General features: G+C 43.9%; 15 protein-coding genes, 1 tRNA gene and 2 rRNA genes (1 of these 18 running past the window's edge). 13 read left to right on the top strand and 5 right to left on the bottom strand.

Annotation, left to right across the window (positions count from 1 at the left end):
* From SporoP17a_RS07645 to tsaD, 7 genes are all read left to right on the top strand, one after another.
* Positions 1–2,696: ribosomal RNA gene (locus tag SporoP17a_RS07645) — 23S ribosomal RNA — on the top strand; it begins 234 nt to the left of the window's first position.
* A 73-nt stretch (positions 2,697–2,769) separates the two neighbouring features.
* Positions 2,770–2,885 (top strand): 5S ribosomal RNA (rrf, locus tag SporoP17a_RS07640).
* A 24-nt stretch (positions 2,886–2,909) separates the two neighbouring features.
* Positions 2,910–2,985: transfer RNA gene (locus SporoP17a_RS07635), tRNA-Asp, on the top strand.
* A gap of 177 nt (positions 2,986–3,162) precedes the next feature.
* Complete coding sequence (gene tsaE / locus SporoP17a_RS07630; protein WP_083035944.1) at positions 3,163–3,579, top strand: tRNA (adenosine(37)-N6)-threonylcarbamoyltransferase complex ATPase subunit type 1 TsaE; 417 nt, start codon at positions 3,163–3,165, stop codon at positions 3,577–3,579.
* Positions 3,576–4,277 carry a tRNA (adenosine(37)-N6)-threonylcarbamoyltransferase complex dimerization subunit type 1 TsaB gene (gene tsaB / locus SporoP17a_RS07625; protein ID WP_083034132.1) on the top strand — a complete coding sequence of 234 codons (702 nt, stop codon included), beginning with the start codon at positions 3,576–3,578 and terminating at the stop codon, positions 4,275–4,277. Before tsaE ends, tsaB begins: the two co-directional genes overlap by 4 nt.
* Positions 4,270–4,719 carry a ribosomal protein S18-alanine N-acetyltransferase gene (gene rimI, locus SporoP17a_RS07620; RefSeq protein WP_083034131.1) on the top strand — a complete coding sequence of 150 codons (450 nt, stop codon included), beginning with the start codon at positions 4,270–4,272 and terminating at the stop codon, positions 4,717–4,719. The genes tsaB and rimI overlap by 8 nt, the downstream gene beginning before the upstream one ends.
* Positions 4,719–5,738 carry a tRNA (adenosine(37)-N6)-threonylcarbamoyltransferase complex transferase subunit TsaD gene (gene tsaD / locus SporoP17a_RS07615; protein WP_083034130.1) on the top strand — a complete coding sequence of 340 codons (1,020 nt, stop codon included), beginning with the start codon at positions 4,719–4,721 and terminating at the stop codon, positions 5,736–5,738. The genes rimI and tsaD overlap by 1 nt, the downstream gene beginning before the upstream one ends.
* Before the next feature lie 847 nt (positions 5,739–6,585).
* Here tsaD and SporoP17a_RS07610 read toward each other — a convergent pair.
* Positions 6,586–8,511, bottom strand: a complete 1,926-nt coding sequence (locus SporoP17a_RS07610) for an ABC-F family ATP-binding cassette domain-containing protein (RefSeq protein ID WP_083034129.1) — start codon at positions 8,509–8,511, stop codon at positions 6,586–6,588.
* A 153-nt stretch (positions 8,512–8,664) separates the two neighbouring features.
* On the opposite strand from SporoP17a_RS07610, the gene SporoP17a_RS07605 reads away from it, so the two are divergent.
* The 4 genes from SporoP17a_RS07605 (at position 8,665) to dacB (ending at position 12,013) form a co-directional block, all read left to right on the top strand.
* Positions 8,665–9,312 carry a redox-sensing transcriptional repressor Rex gene (locus tag SporoP17a_RS07605; RefSeq protein ID WP_083034128.1) on the top strand — a complete coding sequence of 216 codons (648 nt, stop codon included), beginning with the start codon at positions 8,665–8,667 and terminating at the stop codon, positions 9,310–9,312.
* A gap of 63 nt (positions 9,313–9,375) precedes the next feature.
* Positions 9,376–9,567 (top strand): twin-arginine translocase TatA/TatE family subunit, encoded by a 192-nt coding sequence (locus SporoP17a_RS07600; protein WP_029055052.1) that lies wholly within the window; start codon positions 9,376–9,378, stop codon positions 9,565–9,567.
* 17 nt (positions 9,568–9,584) lie between these two features.
* Positions 9,585–10,388 carry a twin-arginine translocase subunit TatC gene (tatC, locus tag SporoP17a_RS07595; RefSeq protein ID WP_083034127.1) on the top strand — a complete coding sequence of 268 codons (804 nt, stop codon included), beginning with the start codon at positions 9,585–9,587 and terminating at the stop codon, positions 10,386–10,388.
* Positions 10,389–10,522: 134 nt separating this feature from the next.
* The gene (gene dacB / locus SporoP17a_RS07590) at positions 10,523–12,013 is read left to right on the top strand and encodes a D-alanyl-D-alanine carboxypeptidase/D-alanyl-D-alanine endopeptidase (protein ID WP_083034126.1); all 1,491 of its coding nucleotides are present in this window, start codon (positions 10,523–10,525) and stop codon (positions 12,011–12,013) included.
* A 513-nt stretch (positions 12,014–12,526) separates the two neighbouring features.
* Here dacB and SporoP17a_RS07580 read toward each other — a convergent pair.
* Positions 12,527–13,258, bottom strand: coding sequence for a CPBP family intramembrane glutamic endopeptidase (locus tag SporoP17a_RS07580; RefSeq protein WP_167693401.1), 732 nt, complete (start codon positions 13,256–13,258; stop codon positions 12,527–12,529).
* A 195-nt stretch (positions 13,259–13,453) separates the two neighbouring features.
* Between SporoP17a_RS07580 and groES the strand changes: the two genes are divergently transcribed.
* A complete protein-coding gene (groES, locus tag SporoP17a_RS07575) occupies positions 13,454–13,738 on the top strand; it encodes a co-chaperone GroES (RefSeq protein ID WP_029055048.1) in 285 nt (94 codons plus the stop codon).
* 57 nt (positions 13,739–13,795) lie between these two features.
* Positions 13,796–15,433 carry a chaperonin GroEL gene (groL, locus tag SporoP17a_RS07570; protein WP_083034123.1) on the top strand — a complete coding sequence of 546 codons (1,638 nt, stop codon included), beginning with the start codon at positions 13,796–13,798 and terminating at the stop codon, positions 15,431–15,433.
* A gap of 102 nt (positions 15,434–15,535) precedes the next feature.
* Here groL and SporoP17a_RS07565 read toward each other — a convergent pair whose 3' ends face one another.
* The 3 genes from SporoP17a_RS07565 to SporoP17a_RS07555 all read right to left on the bottom strand — a co-directional run bounded on the left by SporoP17a_RS07565 (position 15,536) and on the right by SporoP17a_RS07555 (position 18,950).
* Positions 15,536–16,063 carry a DUF421 domain-containing protein gene (locus tag SporoP17a_RS07565; RefSeq protein WP_083034122.1) on the bottom strand — a complete coding sequence of 176 codons (528 nt, stop codon included), beginning with the start codon at positions 16,061–16,063 and terminating at the stop codon, positions 15,536–15,538.
* Positions 16,064–16,280: 217 nt separating this feature from the next.
* Positions 16,281–16,862 (bottom strand): 2OG-Fe(II) oxygenase, encoded by a 582-nt coding sequence (locus tag SporoP17a_RS07560; RefSeq protein WP_083035942.1) that lies wholly within the window; start codon positions 16,860–16,862, stop codon positions 16,281–16,283.
* 609 nt (positions 16,863–17,471) lie between these two features.
* On the bottom strand, positions 17,472–18,950 hold the full coding sequence (locus SporoP17a_RS07555) for an FAD-dependent oxidoreductase (protein WP_083034121.1): 1,479 nt from the start codon (positions 18,948–18,950) through the stop codon (positions 17,472–17,474).
* Positions 18,951–19,242 lie beyond the last annotated feature (292 nt).

Here is a 19,242-nt window from a genome sequence, read left to right as displayed (position 1 = left end):
ATTCCCTTAGTAGCGGCGAGCGAAACGGGAAGAGCCCAAACCAAGAAGCTTGCTTCTTGGGGTTGTAGGACACTCTATACGGAGTTACAAAGGAATGTGGTAGATGAAGCGACCTGGAAAGGTCCGCCGAAGAGGGTAAAAGCCCCGTAATCGAAAGCACATTCTCTCCAGAGTGGATCCTGAGTACGGCGGAACACGTGAAATTCCGTCGGAATCCGGGAGGACCATCTCCCAAGGCTAAATACTCCCTAGTGACCGATAGTGAACCAGTACCGTGAGGGAAAGGTGAAAAGCACCCCGGAAGGGGAGTGAAATAGATCCTGAAACCGTGCGCTTACAAATTGTCAGAGCCCGTTAATGGGTGATGGCGTGCCTTTTGTAGAATGAACCGGCGAGTTACGATTCCATGCAAGGTTAAGCTGAGAAAGCGGAGCCGCAGCGAAAGCGAGTCTGAATAGGGCGAATGAGTATGGGGTCGTAGACCCGAAACCAGGTGATCTACCCATGTCCAGGGTGAAGGTCAGGTAACACTGACTGGAGGCCCGAACCCACGTATGTTGAAAAATGCGGGGATGAGGTGTGGGTAGCGGTGAAATTCCAATCGAACCTGGAGATAGCTGGTTCTCTCCGAAATAGCTTTAGGGCTAGCCTCAAACGAAAGAATCTCGGAGGTAGAGCACTGTTTGGACGAGGGGCCCATCCCGGGTTACCGAATTCAGACAAACTCCGAATGCCGATGATTTATGTTTGGGAGTCAGACAGTGGGTGATAAGATCCATTGTCGAGAGGGAAACAGCCCAGACCACCAGCTAAGGTCCCCAAGTATCTGTTAAGTGGAAAAGGATGTGGCGTTGCCCAGACAACCAGGATGTTGGCTTAGAAGCAGCCATCATTTAAAGAGTGCGTAATAGCTCACTGGTCGAGTGGCGCTGCGCCGAAAATGTACCGGGGCTAAACAGATCACCGAAGCTGTGGATTGACCTTAGGGTCAATGGTAGGAGAGCGTTCCAAGGGCGTTGAAGCTAGACCGGAAGGACTGGTGGAGCGCTTGGAAGTGAGAATGCCGGTATGAGTAGCGAAAGAAGGGTGAGAATCCCTTCCACCGAATGCCCAAGGTTTCCTGAGGAAGGCTCGTCCGCTCAGGGTTAGTCAGGACCTAAGTCGAGGCCGATAGGCGTAGACGATGGACAACAGGTTGACATTCCTGTACCACCTCCCCGCCGTTTGAGTAATGGGGGGACGCAGTAGGATAGGGTGAGCACACAGTTGGTTGTGTGTCTAAGCAGTGAGGTGGAGAACGAGGCAAATCCCGTTCTCATCCAACACCAGGCTGTGATGGCGAGGAGATTTAATCTCCAGAGTCCCTGATTTCACACTGCCAAGAAAAGCCTCTAGCGAGGCGGGAGGTGCCTGTACCGCAAACCGACACAGGTAGGCGAGGAGAGAATCCTAAGGTGATCGAGAGAACTCTCGTTAAGGAACTCGGCAAAATGACCCCGTAACTTCGGGAGAAGGGGTGCTCTGGTAGGGTGAATAGCCCGAGAGAGCCGCAGTGAATAGGCCCAGGCGACTGTTTAGCAAAAACACAGGTCTCTGCAAAATCGTAAGATGACGTATAGGGGCTGACGCCTGCCCGGTGCTGGAAGGTTAAGAGGAGGGGTTAGCGCAAGCGAAGCTCCGAATTGAAGCCCCAGTAAACGGCGGCCGTAACTATAACGGTCCTAAGGTAGCGAAATTCCTTGTCGGGTAAGTTCCGACCCGCACGAAAGGCGTAACGATCTGGGCACTGTCTCAACGAGAGACTCGGTGAAATTATAATATGCGTGAAGATGCGCATTACCCGCGACAGGACGGAAAGACCCCGTGGAGCTTTACTGTAGCCTGATATTGAATTCCGGTGCAGCCTGTACAGGATAGGTAGGAGCCTTGGATTCCGGAGCGCCAGCTTCGGAGGAGGCATTGGTGGGATACTACCCTGGCTGTATTGGACTTCTAACCCTTGCCCGTGATCCGGGCAGGAGACAGTGTCAGGTGGACAGTTTGACTGGGGCGGTCGCCTCCTAAAGAGTAACGGAGGCGCTCAAAGGTTTCCTCAGAATGGTTGGACATCATTCGCAGAGTGCAAAGGCATAAGGAAGCTTGACTGCGAGACCTACAAGTCGAGCAGGGTCGAAAGACGGACTTAGTGATCCGGTGGTTCCGCATGGAAGGGCCATCGCTCAACGGATAAAAGCTACCCCGGGGATAACAGGCTTATCTCCCCCAAGAGTCCACATCGACGGGGAGGTTTGGCACCTCGATGTCGGCTCGTCGCATCCTGGGGCTGTAGTCGGTCCCAAGGGTTGGGCTGTTCGCCCATTAAAGCGGCACGCGAGCTGGGTTCAGAACGTCGTGAGACAGTTCGGTCCCTATCCGTCGCGGGCGCAGGAAATTTGAGAAGAGCTGTCCTTAGTACGAGAGGACCGGGATGGACATACCGCTGGTGTACCAGTTGTCTTGCCAAAGGCATCGCTGGGTAGCTATGTATGGACGGGATAAATGCTGAAAGCATCTAAGCATGAAGCCCCCTTCAAGATGAGATTTCCCATTACGTAAGTAAGTAAGATCCCTCAAAGATGATGAGGTGGATAGGTCTGGGGTGTAAGTACGGCGACGTATGTAGCTGACAGATACTAATCGATCGAGGACTTAACCTATTATAAAAAGTAGTTACTTGAACTACACAATGTCTTTTATTCAGTTTTGAGTGAACAAGCTTTACTCAAAGAGTCTAGTAACGATGGCGAAGAGGTCACACCCGTTCCCATACCGAACACGGAAGTTAAGCTCTTCAGCGCCGATGGTAGTTGGGGGTTTCCCCCTGTGAGAGTAGGACGTTGCTAGGCTTTATTTTTTTGCTTATTTTCAGTGGTCCCGTGGTGTAGCGGTTAACATGCCTGCCTGTCACGCAGGAGATCGCGGGTTCGATTCCCGTCGGGACCGCCATATTTTAACATTCCAAAACGATTTCACCTCAACGGGTGTGATCGTTTTTTTATTGTAAATAAACAAGGCTGTCTTCTTGGCTTTTGTTTTCTAAGATTTTTCTGTACACTAGTACTATAATAGGAAGAGAAGGGTGAGTTGGCTGTGTGGGAGAAAGAAATCAAGTCCGTTGAGGAGATGGAAAAGCTAGCTGCCGAGATCGGTGGGTATCTAAGACCTCCTGACGTGCTGACACTTGAAGGTGATCTCGGAGCTGGTAAAACAACATTCACAAAAGCACTTGCAAAAGCAATCGGTATCACACGGACAGTCAGTAGTCCTACTTTTACGATTATCAAGCAGTATGAAGGGAATTACCCTTTCAATCATTTGGATGTATATCGGTTAGCCAATAGCGAAGAAGACTTAGGCTGGGACGAACTGTTTTATGGAGATGCGATTTCAGTGGTGGAATGGGCACAATTTATTCAAGAAGAATTGCCTGAAGACCGGATGGAACTGGTCATCCATCATACAGGGCCTGATTCCCGCAGAGTTGAATGTACGCCAAAAGGTGAACGATTTACACGTATTTGTGAGGAGATTTTTACATGATATGGTTAGGTATAGATACAGCAAATTCACCTTTATCTGTAGCCATCGTTAAAGACGATGTATTACTGATCGAAGAGTCAAGCATGATGAAGATCAATCACTCGCTACGCGCAATGCCAGCAGTAGAAGAGGCGTGTCGTAAAGCAGACATTACTCCTTCGGAAATAGATGCGATTGCTGTTTCTGAGGGTCCCGGATCGTATACAGGCGTCCGTATTGGCGTGACGATTGCGAAGACGCTCGCTTGGACGCTTGATAAGCCTCTTTACGGTGTATCGAGTCTGAAGGCTTTAGCAGTTAATGGACAACTGTTTAACGGTCTCATCTGTTCCGTGATTGATGCGAGAAGATCTAATGTCTACGCAGGTGTCTATCGTTTGATTGGGACTGAACTAGTCAATGTGCTCGAGGATCAGCACTGTTTACTTGCAGAGTTGCTGAAGAAGTTAAAAGAGTGTAACGAAGAAGTTTTATTTGTGGGAGAAGATGTAAAACTGCATGCATCCATTATTCGTGATCATCTTGGAGAACAAGCACATATCGCATCATTCGCATTGAATGTACCACGTGCATCTTCTGCTATATTACTGGCTCAAAGTGCAGATCAATCGGAAGCAGTGCATACATTTACGCCACAGTATAAGCGGATTACTGAGGCAGAAGCCAATTTGGTGAAGAAGGAGTCTTCCCATGAGTAATGAAGTACTGTTTAGAAAGATGACGCATGAAGATATACCGGCAGTTGCTAATATAGAACTTGAATCATTTGCGACGCCTTGGACAGAAGAGATTTTCGAGCATGAATTAACAGGAAATGCGTATGCTCATTATATTGTAGCGGATCTTGACGGTGAAGTAATTGGGCATTGTGGTATGTGGATTGTACTAGATGAATGTCATATTACTAATGTGGCCGTACTCTCGGCTTACCGAGGTAAAGGGTACGGAGAAGATCTGATGCGTCAGGCGATGGAACTGTGCCGCTTGAATGAAGTGAAAACTATGACGCTTGAAGTGCGTGTAAGCAATGAACCAGCACGGACGTTGTATCGTAAGTTAGGTTTTCATGAAGGCGGCATAAGGAAAAACTATTATACAGACGACCATGAAGATGGGCTCGTCATGTGGGTGGAATTCTAATGGATAAAGATCATTATATTTTAGGTATTGAAACGAGTTGTGATGAAACCGCAGCTTCTATAGTGAAAAATGGAACAGAAATTGTCTCATCTATAGTGTCGTCACAAATCCAGCAGCAAAAGCAATTCGGTGGTGTTGTTCCCGAAATAGCTTCGCGTCTGCATGTGGAACAAATCACACTGGTGATTCAGGAAGCTTTGAATGAAGCTAAGCTTGTACCAAGTGATTTGGAAGCAGTTACTGTGACAGAAGGACCTGGGTTAGTGGGGGCATTATTAATCGGCATCAACGCAGCGAAGGCTTTCGCTTTTGCAAATCAGTTACCGTTGATAGGTGTCCACCATATTGCAGGACATGTCTACGCCAATCAATTGATTCATGAGATGGAGTTTCCTTTGCTGGCGCTCATTGTCTCGGGTGGTCACACGGAGCTTGTTGTCATGAAGTCACATGGTTCATTTGAATTGATCGGTGAAACGCGAGATGACGCAGCGGGAGAGGCTTATGACAAAGTAGCGCGTGTACTAGGTTTGCCTTATCCCGGAGGCCCACAAGTAGATCAGTTGGCACTGGCAAGTGATGAAAGTATTGACTTCCCGCGTGCTTGGCTCGAAAAAGATTCGTATGACTTCAGTTTTAGTGGATTGAAATCTGCGGTTATTAATTATAAGCATAATATTGAGCAAAAAGGCGGAAAAATTAATCATGATCATGTTGCGGCGGGCTTTCAGCAAAGTGTTGTCGATGTACTGACAGTCAAGACAGTGAAAGCTGCAAAAGAATATGACGTGAAGCAAGTGATTGCGGCAGGTGGTGTAGCTGCCAATCAAGGACTACGAAAATCATTAACTGCTGCGCTTGAAAAAGAGGGAATCCCTTTTTATGTTCCACCTATTTCATTGTGTACAGATAATGCGGCGATGATTGCCGCGGCTGGCTATGAGATGTGGAAAAGTGGCGTTCGAAGTGATTCTAGTATGAACGGTCGACCTGGAATGCCATTAAAATCATGGAATTAATGAAGATACACACAGTTTGCTAACTTTCAGCAAATTGTGTGTTTTTTTGTTAGACGAATATTAGATTGTCAATAGGGAACATTCGTACTTATACACAATTTGTGGATAGAATGTGGGTAACAATTGTAACCTGTGAATGGTAAACGGATACATTTTGGATAACTATGTGGACTAATAAACAAATAACTGTGGATGAAGTGGATAACTATGTTCATATGTGTTCAAACGGGGATTTAATCTGTGGAGAAGATTGTGGAGAAATAAAGTATATTTTAGCTTGCTGTTTTTAATGAAAGTATGAAAATGACGAATGATAGGAGGAATGAACTGATTCTTGTCGTAATTTGTCGCGAGATTGTTCGGATAATATAGTTGAAGCATCATGTTTTGCACAAGCGCTCTGTGGAATGTGAAGATCACTCTACGGTAAGTCGTAATCGCTAATACTTTCTGTTTGGCCGCTCTATGAGTAGTCGTAACCGCTCATACTTCCAGTGTGGCCGCTCTATGAGTAGCCGTAACCGCTCATACTCTCCGCGCGACCGCTCTATGAGTAGCCGTAACCGCTCATACTTCCTGCGCGACCGCTCTGTGAGTAGCCGTAATCGCTCATACTTCCTGTTTGTCCGCTCTATGAGTAGCCGTAACCGCTCATACTTCCTGCGCGACCGCTCTATGTGAAGCCGCAACCGCTCATACTCCCCGCGCGACCGCTCTATACGAAGCCATAACCGCTCATACCATCACCATTATCCTTCATAACTAAGCCAGTACAAAAAAAGCATCAAGAACCAATCAGTTCTCAATGCTCAGTTTGTATGACATTCATTTAAAGCTCCAGACGTCTTTATAAGTTTTCTAACTCATCTTGAAGTAACAACCATTCTTCTGCTTGTTCGTCATGGACGGCTTGTATTTCATCGATTTGGCGTTGGATATCCATTAGCTCAATGTGGTTATTCGCCAGTTCGGGTTCTAGTAGTTTTGCTTGCAGAGTTTCGATTTCTTCGTCGAAAGCTTCGAGTTTTTTCTCTAAGTCAGCAATGGATCTAGTTAGTCGGCGTTCGTGGCGTTGGTTTTCTTTATTCGCCACTTCTTTTTTAATGATGGGTTGTTTGGATTGTTGTTCAAGTCGTGTGACGGCTAGTATTTCCTCCATCTCAGTTTTTTTCTCGATGAAGTAATCATAGTCGCCCAGATACTCAACAGCGCCATCGTCACTCATTTCAATAACTTTGGTTGCGAGTCGGTTGATAAAGTACCGGTCATGTGACACGAACAGAATGGTCCCCGGGAAGTCGTCTAGTGCATTTTCTAATATCTCTTTGCTGTCGAGATCTAAATGGTTCGTTGGCTCGTCCAAGATCAATGTATTAGATTTCTCGAGCATTAATTGGGCCAATGAAAGACGAGCCTTTTCTCCGCCTGACAGTGAAGAGACAAGTTTTTCTATATCGTCGCCCGTGAACAAGAAGCGTCCAAGTAATGAACGGACATCTTTTTCATTCATTTGTGGCCAGTCATCCCATATTTCCTGTAAAACGGTACCGGAACCAATGAGTGTCGCTTGGTTTTGGTCATAATAACCGAATTGGACATTCGTTCCATAACGGATTTCTCCGCCTAGTAGTTCATTGCGTTTAACAATGGTTTTAAGTAACGTCGATTTGCCGACACCATTTGGACCGATAAATGCTACGCGATCACCTTTATAAATACGTAGATTAATATTCTTCGATACCGGCTTTTCACCATAGCCAATTTTGACGTCGTCTAGCGACAGTACATCATTACCGCTCGGTCGATCAATTGAGAAGGAGAAGTTCGCGGATTTCTCATCGCCATCAGGGGAGTCCGTCCAGTCCCTACGCTCTAGTTGTTTACGTCGGCTTTTCGCCATTTTGGAAGTAGATGCGCGCGCAATATTTTTCTGAATAAACTCTTCCAACTTGGCGCGTTCATCTTTTTCTTGGCTGAACAACTTCTGGTCACGTTCGTAGTTTTTCGCTTTCTCGTCTAAGTATGAACTGTAATTACCACTGTACTTGGAGACTTTTCGCCGAGACACTTCATAAACGGTTGTAACAACTTTATCAAGGAAGTAGCGATCATGCGAAACGATTAAAATGGCCCCTTCGTAACCCGACAAATATCGTTCGAGCCAGTTCAGTGTTTCGATATCCAAGTGATTTGTCGGTTCATCAAGTATCAGTAAGTCTGGCTTGCTCAGAAGCATCCTTGCAAGCGCTAGACGAGTTTTTTGACCACCAGACAGTAAATGCACAGGCTTCTCGAAGTCATCTGGATAAAACCGCATGCCATGAAGCACAGAACGAGCATCGGCTTCAAACTGATAGCCTCCTGCTTCCTTAAATTCAATTTGCAGTTCATCATATTCCGTCATGACGCGAGCATAGCGATCTGGATCTTCATATACCGTTGGATTTGCCATTTCATGCTCTAGCGTACGCAGGCGACTTTCCTTTTCACGAAGGGGTGCGAATACCGTCATCACTTCATCCCAAATCGTTAATTCCGAATCCAGTCCGCTGTGCTGTTCGAGATAACCCATGCGTACATCTTTTGGAATGATAATATCTCCTTCATCTGCGGATAGTTCACCTGCAATTATTTTTAATAATGTTGATTTTCCAGCGCCGTTCCGACCAACTAGTGCGACGCGATCTCGATGCTGTACTTCGAGACGGACGTTCTCTAGTAGATCCGTGCCTGAAAAAGACTTGGTCAGTCCATTCACTTGTAAAATAATCAAGCCCCACACCTCTATTCCTTATCAGTTTAATGGAATGGGCCGTTCCCTGCAATAATCGGCTTTACAATAATCTCGTTGTGCTGTACGATAAAAGCGGCTATACCCTTGTTTAGGGGTTGGTCATTGAAGTGACAATGGAGGTAGGGCACAGCTGTGAGTAAACCTAGAATTCCGCAGGCAACATCAAAACGGTTGCCTTTATATTATAGATTTTTACGAAATTATGCAGACAAAGGTGTACAACGCATTTCATCAGGCGAATTAAGTGAAGCGATGAAAATTGACGCGGCGACGATCCGAAGGGATTTCTCGCATTTTGGAGCGCTCGGACGCAAAGGATATGGCTATGACGTCGATTCCTTGTTGCAATTCTTCCGCGAAACACTCGATCAAGACGAAGAAACCAATGTGGCATTAATCGGGGTAGGTAGCCTCGGTAACGCTTTTTTGAAATACAATTTCCAAAAGATTCATAACACGAAAATTGTCGTGGCATTCGATCCAAAAGCACCACATGAAGGTGAATTGAAGAATGATATTCTTATCTATCCACCTGATCGTATTGAAGAGAAAATTAATGAACTAGGCATTGAAATGGTCATTTTGACCGTTCCATCACGTGTGGCACAAGAATTGACTGATCGTCTCGCTACCACGTCAGTGAAAGGGATTTTGAACTTTACTCCTGAACGATTGGCTGTACCAGACACAATCCGCATTCAGACAATCGACTTGTCTGTTGAGCTACAAACCTTGATTTATCTCATCAAAACGGACGTAAAAGATTCACAAATTACATGACACCGTGATAGTAAAATGATAGGATTTCATGTAGAATAGACATATTATGAGGAGGTGGCCAACATGGCTCCAGGTATCGGAAGTTTACTGATTATCGCTGTGATCGCATTGCTTATATTTGGTCCTAAGAAATTACCTGAAATCGGTAAAGCGTTCGGTTCTTCATTGCGCGAGTTCAAAAACGCAACTAAAGGCCTTACAGATGACGAAGATGATGTAAAAAAGGTGGAAGACAAGAAAGAAGAAGTGCGCTGAGTTAGGGTGTTATTCTGATGGCAGATAAAGACTTAACGATCATTGAACATATAGATGAAGTTCGAAAACGGCTGATGGTAATCGTCGTTTTCTTTATTGTTGGGGCAATCGGTAGTTTCTTCTTGGCGAAGCCGCTGATTAATTTTATACAATTTGATACACCGGCTGAACAAGTCACATTGAATGCATTTAACGTCGTAGATCCAGTCGTGATCTATTTGAAAGTCATTGTATTTCTTGCGATTGTAATTATTTCACCGGTCATCATGTATCAATTTTGGGCCTTTATTTCACCGGGACTTCGTGATTTGGAACGGCGTATCACGTTGTCGTATATCCCATTTGCTTTTCTCCTGTTTTTAGCAGGAATCAGTTTCTCCTATTTTATATTGCTACCGTATGTCATGAAATTCATGATTAATCTGTCAGGTCAATTAAACATTGAACAGACAATCGGTATTAATGAATATTTCTCTTTTTTATTCTCGCTCCTATTGCCGTTCGGTTTCGTCTTTCAGTTACCGATCGTCATTTTGTTTTTATCACGTCTTGGTGTGTTGCAGCCTAAAGTACTCGTCAAAATGCGAAAAGTTGCCTATTTTGTGTTATTCGTATTGGCTGCGTTCATTACACCGCCTGACATCGTCTCGCATTTATTCACCACGGTTCCGTTATTCATTTTATATGAGGTCAGTATCGTGATTTCGCGTCTAGGTTATCGGAAGTTCGAGAAAGCGGAACGTCTGCGTCAGATGGAAGAAGTGAAGGCTGAGCAACAGCGTCAGATTGATGAAGTGATGAATAAAACAGGCGATAAGTAAATCCATTCAGATCCTCTTGCTACTGCAAGGGGGTCTTTTGCGTTTATGGTGCCATGATCAAATATGGGTTCATTTACCAATGCCCCTATGGTAAACTATTTAAGAATAGAATGAGTAGGGGGAAATGAATACAAGTGAACAATAAAAAGACTCCAACTAGATGGAGCAAGTGGTTACTAGGTGCAATGTTGTTTATAGCGAGTGTTACGACTCCAATTATAGAAGGACAGGCAGCTGCGGCTCAGCAGTCCTATAAAGGGTTAGAAGCAGGGATTAACCAAGTGATCACAAGTCAGCGTATGCGTGGTACGCGAAGTAGTATCATCGTACGTGAAGCGGATTCTAATCGCATTGTCTATCAATACCGCAGAAATAAGGGTGTCACGCCCGCTTCAAACGTAAAAGTATTAACAAGTACAGCAGCTCTTGAAGTACTAGGGAAAGATTATACATTCGATACAGATGTCTTAACGAACGGTACGGTGAAAAACGGTATCCTCGACGGTCATCTATATTTGCGCGGGACAGGTGATCCGACATTACTTGAAGCCGACTTATTGCGCTTGGCACGTCATATGCGTGAATCAGGTATCCATTCCGTAACAGGACATATCGTGGCGGATGATACATGGTTTGATACGCAACGTCTATCGCCAGGTATTTATAAATCAGATGAAACTTATTATTACGCAGCGCAAGTTTCGGCACTGACCATCTCACCGAATAAAGACTACGACGCGGGCACGACAATTGTCCAAGCGAAGCCGACGCGAAACGGTAGGGCAGGAGCAGTCACATTGACTCCGCATACAGACATCGTAAAAGTCGTTAACCGCACACGCACTGTACCGAAAAATCAACGGAATACCGTTACGATAAAACGTCAGCAAGGCACGAACACGATTATCGTTTCGGGCAATATTCCACTTCATTCAAACGGTAAGCGACAATGGGTGACGGTATCTAATCCAACAGCTTATACAGCGGACGTCTTCAAACGAGCGTTAGCTAAAGAAGGGATCAAGCTTCAACCGACTGCTCGTGTAACACGGGGGAAAACTCCTGTGAACGCAAAGTTACTCGCAAAGAAAGAATCGATGTCATTGTATTATTTGATGATGCCATTCATGAAGTACAGCAACAACTCTCATGCAGAGATTTTGGCGAAGTCGATGGGACGTGCTGTGTATAATGAAGGAAGCTGGAATGCTGGCTTGCGTGTCGTCAGAGAAACGTTAGAAAAAGACGGCATTAGCACGAAAGGTATGTATTTAGAGGATGGTTCAGGTATGTCGCATAAAAACAAAATCCCTTCTGAGAAAATATCAGAAGTGTTATATGTAGCTCAATCCAAGGAGTGGTATCCAGCGTTTGAGCGTTCGTTACCAATCGCTGGTGTGAATGACCGAATGCTAGGCGGAACGTTACGCAATCGTTTGACAAGTCCTGTTGTCAGAGGCAAGGTGCAAGCGAAAACTGGTTCACTTAACGGTACGGATTCGTTGTCGGGTTATGTAAAGACAAGGAGTGGACAAGAACTGATCTTTAGTATTTTGACAGAGAATGTTAGAGGGACAGCAAAGCCTGATATCGATAAGATGGTGCAGATTATGGCAGCTCAATAAAGGTTTTGAGAGTGGGGAAGGCACCGTTGATCGACGTTCCAGGCGGGCGCTTTCCTATGGGCGTGGCTAGCTAATTTCAGTCTAGGAAAGTGCATGCTCCTAACGCTTCGCTTTTACTCGCAAAAGCCGTCCTGCGCTACGGCTTTCGCTGATCCATCGGGAGTCGCTGCCTTCCACTTACGATCAACTACTGTGATGTTCTGAAGTTTGGTAGATAAAGAAAAAGTAAGAACCTAGACAGTGTTTAAATATGCTTTCTAATCGCATATTGTTAAATAGCTTTATACTCTTGTACTTGAACTTAGATAAGTTGAAAGGCAACAATAGTTCAGGCAATACCACCAGTGATTGATCTATATCGATACACTTTAAATGTAGGGATTGGAGTTCCAGCAGGGGCCACGCCTTCAGGAAAGCGTCCCCTGCTGGAACTCCAATCCCCGAACCACAAGCCAATTTAACCTCCCACATAACCACAATAAAAAAATCTCCTCATTTACGAGGAGATTTTTTCTATTGTAGGAATAATACGATACTCTGTTGCATATCTTGTAGTTGTTGCAGTTTATCCGCATTCCACTGAACAACAGTAACGAAACTGTTCATGAGGAAATGGGCAAGCATTGGGGTCAGTAGGCGCTTGGTCTTGTAATAGACGAAGGCGAACGCGAGGCCTGGCATCAAGTACATGAGCAAGTGCTGCAACTCACCATGTACAGCAGCAAAGACGATAGCACTGACAATTGCAGCGATCCAGAAGTTCGTCTTAGTGTACAAGCCACCGAAGATAATCCGGCGGAACACAACTTCTTCAAGAAACGGTGCAAACAACACCATGGCAAAAATGATAATAGGAGCGGTTTTCGAGATATTCGATAATAATTCTGTATTCTCGGAGCCAGCGGTCACACCGAACACCGATTCAATCGCAGCACCTACAATTTGTCCCGCCATGGCGAGAAAGAAGCCGAGTACCCCCCATAGAAGAACGCTTCCAAATCCTGACGTTTTTCCTTTAAATACAGGTATGAACTTTTTATTCCGTAACAGGATCACAGCAATTATGAGTGCCGCGATACCTTGCGTGATGAATAACGTCCAAGCGAATCCTTGTGAAACGGCTTCTACTTTGGACAAGTCTTTGCCGGTGAAATAAACGATTAATTCAGGGGCAAGAAAAATGCTAGCAATCTGTAGCAACACATACGTCAAGAAGATCATCAAAGCAATAACCCAGTTTTTCACGGTGCACAACCTTTCTTCCATACATGTTGACTAGTTTAACGCGAAAAAAGACGTTTGGCAAAAGAAGAAAATGTCGAACGCTTTTACTTGCAATTATGTGTAAAATTATTTATTATAAGAGTTGTGTTAGCACTCAACTTAAGTGAGTGCTAAGAAGAATAAAAATTACACATTATCTCGAGGAGGTTGTTTCATTTGTTGAAACCACTAGGTGACCGTATCATTATCGAATTAATCGAAGCAGAAGAAAAAACATCAAGCGGCATTGTGCTACCAGACTCTGCGAAAGAAAAGCCACAAGAAGGAAAAGTAATTGCTGCTGGTACAGGCCGTGTTCTTGAGAACGGACAGCGCGTCGAACTAGAAGTATCTGAAGGCGACCGTATCATCTTCTCTAAATATGCAGGCACTGAAGTGAAGTATGAAGGTACTGAATACTTAATCCTTCGCGAAAGCGATATTCTTGCAATTATTGGATAATTAATTAAAACGTAAACATAGTAGACAAATAGAAAACTCTGGAGGGAATCATTTACAATGGCTAAAGAACTTAAATTTAACGAAGAAGCACGTTCCGCAATGCTACGCGGTGTAGATACACTAGCAGACGCTGTAAAAGTAACACTTGGGCCAAAAGGTCGTAACGTCGTACTTGAGCGCAAATTTGGTTCACCACTCATCACTAATGATGGTGTAACCATTGCAAAAGAAATCGAGCTTGAAAATGCATTCGAAAATATGGGTGCAAAACTTGTAGCAGAAGTTGCATCCAAGACGAACGATATTGCAGGTGACGGAACAACAACAGCAACTGTGCTTGCACAAGCTATGATCCGTGAAGGCTTGAAGAACGTAACAGCTGGAGCAAACCCAGTGGGTATCCGTAAGGGAATCGAAAAAGCGGTAGTTGCGGCAGTGGAAGGTCTTCAAAGCGTTTCCGATGAAATCGAAAGCAGACAAGAAATTGCACAAGTTGCGGCCATCTCTTCTGGAGACGAAGAAGTCGGAGAGTTAATTTCTCAAGCAATGGAGCGCGTAGGTAACGATGGTGTCATCACAATCGAAGAATCTAAAGGCTTCATTACAGAGCTTGATGTAGTAGAAGGTATGCAATTCGACCGTGGCTACGCATCGGCTTATATGGCAACAGACACAGACAAAATGGAAGCAGTGCTTGAAAATCCATATGTCTTGATTACAGATAAGAAAATCAACAATATCCAAGAAATTCTACCAGTGCTTGAACAAGTTGTTCAGCAAGGTAAACCATTGTTGATCATCGCAGAAGATGTTGAAGGTGAAGCTCTAGCTACACTAGTAGTCAACAAACTTCGTGGTACATTCAATGCGGTTGCAGTTAAAGCACCAGGCTTCGGTGATCGCCGTAAAGCTATGCTTGAAGACATCGCCATCCTAACTGGTGGACAAGTAATCACAGAAGATCTAGGACTGGATCTGAAATCTGCTGACCTGACATCTCTAGGACGCGCTGCGAAAATCGTAGTAACAAAAGATCACACAACAATCGTTGAAGGTAGCGGTGATGCAGGTTCTATCGAATCGCGAGTAGGCCAAATCCGTTCACAGTTGGAAGAAACAACTTCTGAATTCGACAAAGAGAAGTTGCAAGAACGTCTAGCTAAACTAGCTGGCGGTGTAGCAGTGATCAAAGTCGGAGCGGCAACTGAAACAGAGTTGAAAGAGCGAAAACTTCGTATCGAAGACGCATTGAACTCAACACGTGCAGCAGTAGAAGAAGGAATTGTATCGGGTGGCGGTACTGCACTCGTGAACGTCTACAAGCAAGTAGAAACATTACTTGAGGATACAGAAGGTGACGTAGCAACAGGTATCAAGATTGTACTTCGTGCACTTGAAGAGCCAGTACGTCAAATCGCAACAAACGCAGGCCTTGAAGGTTCTATCGTAGTAGACCGCTTGAAGCGCGAAGAAGTCGGCGTCGGCTTTAACGCAGCAGAAGGCACATGGGTGAACATGGTAGAAGCAGGTATCGTGGATCCAACGAAAGTAACTCGTTCTGCATTACAAAACGCAGCATCTGTAGCGGCTATGTTCTTGACTACTGAAGCTGTAGTAGCAGACTTGCCTGAACCAGCAGGCGCAGCAGGAATGCCTGATATGGGCGGTATGGGTGGTATGGGCGGCATGATGTAAGCCGTTCTCCAAAGATATAGTTAAAGCGCCAACTCCAGTTTATGGGGTTGGCGCTTTTTTGATTTTGATAAATATAATACATATTAGCGATCTCTAAAAATCTTATTGTGTAGGGGAGTCTGATCGTTCTTTGATGTTCGAAAGAGTAGAAAAAGAATGATTATTATTTAATTTAATAACAGAAATATTTCCATCTGTTTCAAGAACAACCGCTGTTGCTTCATCAAGAGAACCTAATCCGCTCGAACGTGCAGCTTGAAAAATTTCCTCTTCCAGTATACGTTCTGCTTTCATCGTATCATTCAAAAAACTACCTTTATAAAATAATAATTGTGGTTTGGATTTAATCAGTTTGCTAATAGTTTGAAATCGAACAGACGACCAAGCCACTACATATTGCATGCCGATCAAGACGATGAAAGCAGTTAAACCTTCTAGAAGAACTACGTCTTTGCTTAATAAAATCGTCGCCAGAATTGAACCCAGTGCTACAGTAACAACAAAGTCAAATGCATTCATTTTGGCAAGTGTACGTTTACCCGATATGCGTAAAATAATGATCAATCCGATATAGCTTAAAACTCCAACTATCACAATCCGTAGAAGAGCTTCCCACCCATTAAAGAACATAATCCACCTCGAAGTTTTGACATAGTTAATCTACATTTCCCTTACGAGGTTAAAGTAAAACTTCTAACTTGAAACAAGTAAAGGAGTAAGAACTAACGTATTCATAAAGTGCGCACTAATTAGCCACTATCTTGAAATCAAAAAAACGATCAGTTGGGTAAACTAATCGTTTTTGATACAAGTGTATATATAGTAAATGATAGTGTAATGGAATTTCTCACCGAACTCTTTGTTTTCTCATCCACTGTGTAGCAACAAACTTCTCTCCGAGTTCTATAGGTGCGCCGCCGTGTAGCGTTAAGTCATTCAACAATGGATCCGTATAGAAATATTCAAAGTAGACAGCCATTCCTTTTTGCGGTGTGATCGACAGTTTCAGGTGGGGGAAGTACGTCTCGCCACCTTGTTCGACGTCGTTCAAATACATGACAAGTGTGCTAATCCGATTGTTAGTAACATGGCTTGCTGCAGAGAAGAAGTCATGATGTGCTTTATATTCTTGTCCAGGTAAGTAATGCAGAACTTGGAGTCTTTCACCATGTTCAATTGGAATACTCATAACTGCCTCAATGCGTTTTTCGATCCGTAAGGCAATCAAGTTATCAGGTTCTTCAATAAACATACCACTGCTTGTTCTAATTTCATTTTCTGCATGAGTTATGCCTATTTTAGAGCGTTTCATTTTATCTGTAGAAAGCCGAATCAGTTCGTCACATTCTTCGTCGCTTAACATATTGCCTAATACAACGACTAATGGTTCTTCGACTTTCGCAATAATTTCGATTTCACGGTCTGTCATGATTTTCTTTCCTGTATGGGTAAATATAGTTTGTTCTTTATTTTCCGCTATCAACTTGGAACACCTCTTTAATAGTTTGATTTTTATTAATCAAATACAGAGTAACGTGATGAGTGTACAGCCAATATCGGACTTCTTTTGAGTTTTACACTTCCTCTTTCGGATTGCGTTCAATCTATTTTAGCACGCTAGATTAGTTGACGTATATTCAGAATGTAGTGAAAAAGGTAGTAATATATAACTGTTTTTTACTTTTAATTATCTCTATCATATATACCTGCGCAGTATGGTTAATTATGGATTGATAGCAGTTCCATGCATTCGTTAGAACGTATCCGTATAGTAAACTGTAGTCATCCAGATAGCTCCAATTTTAAATTGGTGAGAAAAGCCAATTCTTATGACATAGTTCAAGAACTTGATTTCCACAAACCTGACGGAAATCCTTTACGTCCGCAATGGACTTCTAATCGTGCGGATATGCTATTATTTTTAGATGGCAACGACCTGTTCTTTTATAGACAATCATAAAAGAAGGCGCCTGTACGAGAAGTCGACATGACTGCATAAACAATCATCAAAACTTCTCACACAGATACCTCTGTCATATCAAGATACATCTATTTGTTTTAGTGGATCCTTTGCCGGTCCCGCGATCACTTTCCCTGTGCCGTCGAATATAGAGCCATGGCAAGGGCAATCCCATGTTTCATCGCCATCATTCCATTTCACTTCGCAACCTAAATGAGTACAAGTCAGATCGACGTAGTGAATGTCTCCAGTGTGGTCTCTATACATACCGGAAGCTTCTTCGTTTATTTCAAATCGTTTGGCTTCTCCCTTTGATAGTTGCTTTGCTTGCTCTAAAATTGAAGGTTGATCTTCCTTCTCTTCTTTTTTAGGCAAATCTCGTTGAGGACTGAGGAATTTCGCATATGAATTTTCTTTGCCTTCGATCAAGTCGCAAATCAATTGTGCAGCTGTACCGGCGACTGCTAATCCCCACTTATTATAGCCAGTCATGACGAACATTTTATCGTTGCCTTCTTCTATCGGTCCTATGAATGGACGTCTATCAGGTGTTACCATATCGTGTTCTGACCAATAAGCGAGCATCTTGGTCAGACCGAATTCTGCTTTTGTAAATTGGCGAATCGCTTCGTAATGATCGATAGTGGAGCTTTTATTCCCTGTTCGATGTGTATTGCCTCCAACGATCAAGATAGGCTGGTCTCCATCATAGGCTCCACGAAATGTCCGTCTAGGTTCGTCTTGGCCAATATACACCCCTGTACCAAATGGTTGATCGCTCTCAAATGCAGTTAAATGTGAAGACATGGGTTCCATAGTATTGGAATAAAATGAGTGAGGATCTTCCACTGGGAATAGTGTAGCGAGTACGACATGTTTACATGTGATTTTATATGGTGTATTGGTTGTAAGTACTAAGTAATCATCGTGCTCTTCCTTGTCCATATAGCGTGTATGTTGAATAATCTTTCCGCCAAGTTCTTCAATGGCTTTCAATAAGCCGTGGATGAATTTCACAGGTTGGAATTGTGCTTGCTTCCGCATGACAAGAGCTGAACTCACATCGAAATCAATGGGGATGGAATTGGTCATACCGCCATCAATACCGATTTCATCATAGGCTTGTGCTTCGGCTTTCAAGCTTTCGGTATGGCTTCCGTCTTGCGTGAAAACGTAGGCGTCTTCTTCAGTAAAATCACAGTCTATGTTGTGTTCTTTAATAATGGATTCAATGAGTTTACGACCTTCTTCATTTGCATCGTAAAATTTTCTGGCTACATCTAATCCATCGCGTTGCAACATTTCGTGGTAAATCAGCTGATGCTGTGAAGAAAGTTTCGCTGTGGTGCCGCCTGTACTGCCGGCACTAAAGTCACGTGCTTCGACAATAGCAACCGATCGCCCGGCTTTGGCAAGCAGATATGCAGTAAGTGCACCTGAAATCCCTCCTCCAATAACAGCTGTGTCGACTTCCAGATCTTTTGAGAGTTTTGCATAGTGAACCGGACCTGCTTCAGTTTTCCAAAACGATTGTTGAGATCCTTCTAATCTACTCATTTTCACGACCTCCTATTTTAAACTATTCTTACTCTTTTTCTTCCTTTAAATAGGGATTATAAACATTTTAGCTAGTTCTATTCAAAAGTTAGGCGTCTACATAGAGTACGAGGCAGTGAAAGGTAAGCATGACAGAAAAAATACCTGTGAGCAAACGCATGATGACCGAAACAATCATGACTTAAACACAATGTGGAACATTGCATCTATCAGTGTGGCGGTGTTGAGACAATAGAAGAATAAAACAAGCCTCTTGGGATAGTCTCCAAGAGGCTTGTTTTGATGTCGCAGG

This window comes from Sporosarcina ureae (assembly GCF_002082015.1).
GTDB classification, from domain to species: domain Bacteria; phylum Bacillota; class Bacilli; order Bacillales_A; family Planococcaceae; genus Sporosarcina; species Sporosarcina ureae_A.
The sequence above is the reverse complement of the archived record's forward strand: the minus strand, read 5'-3'. Positions and strand labels throughout refer to the sequence as shown.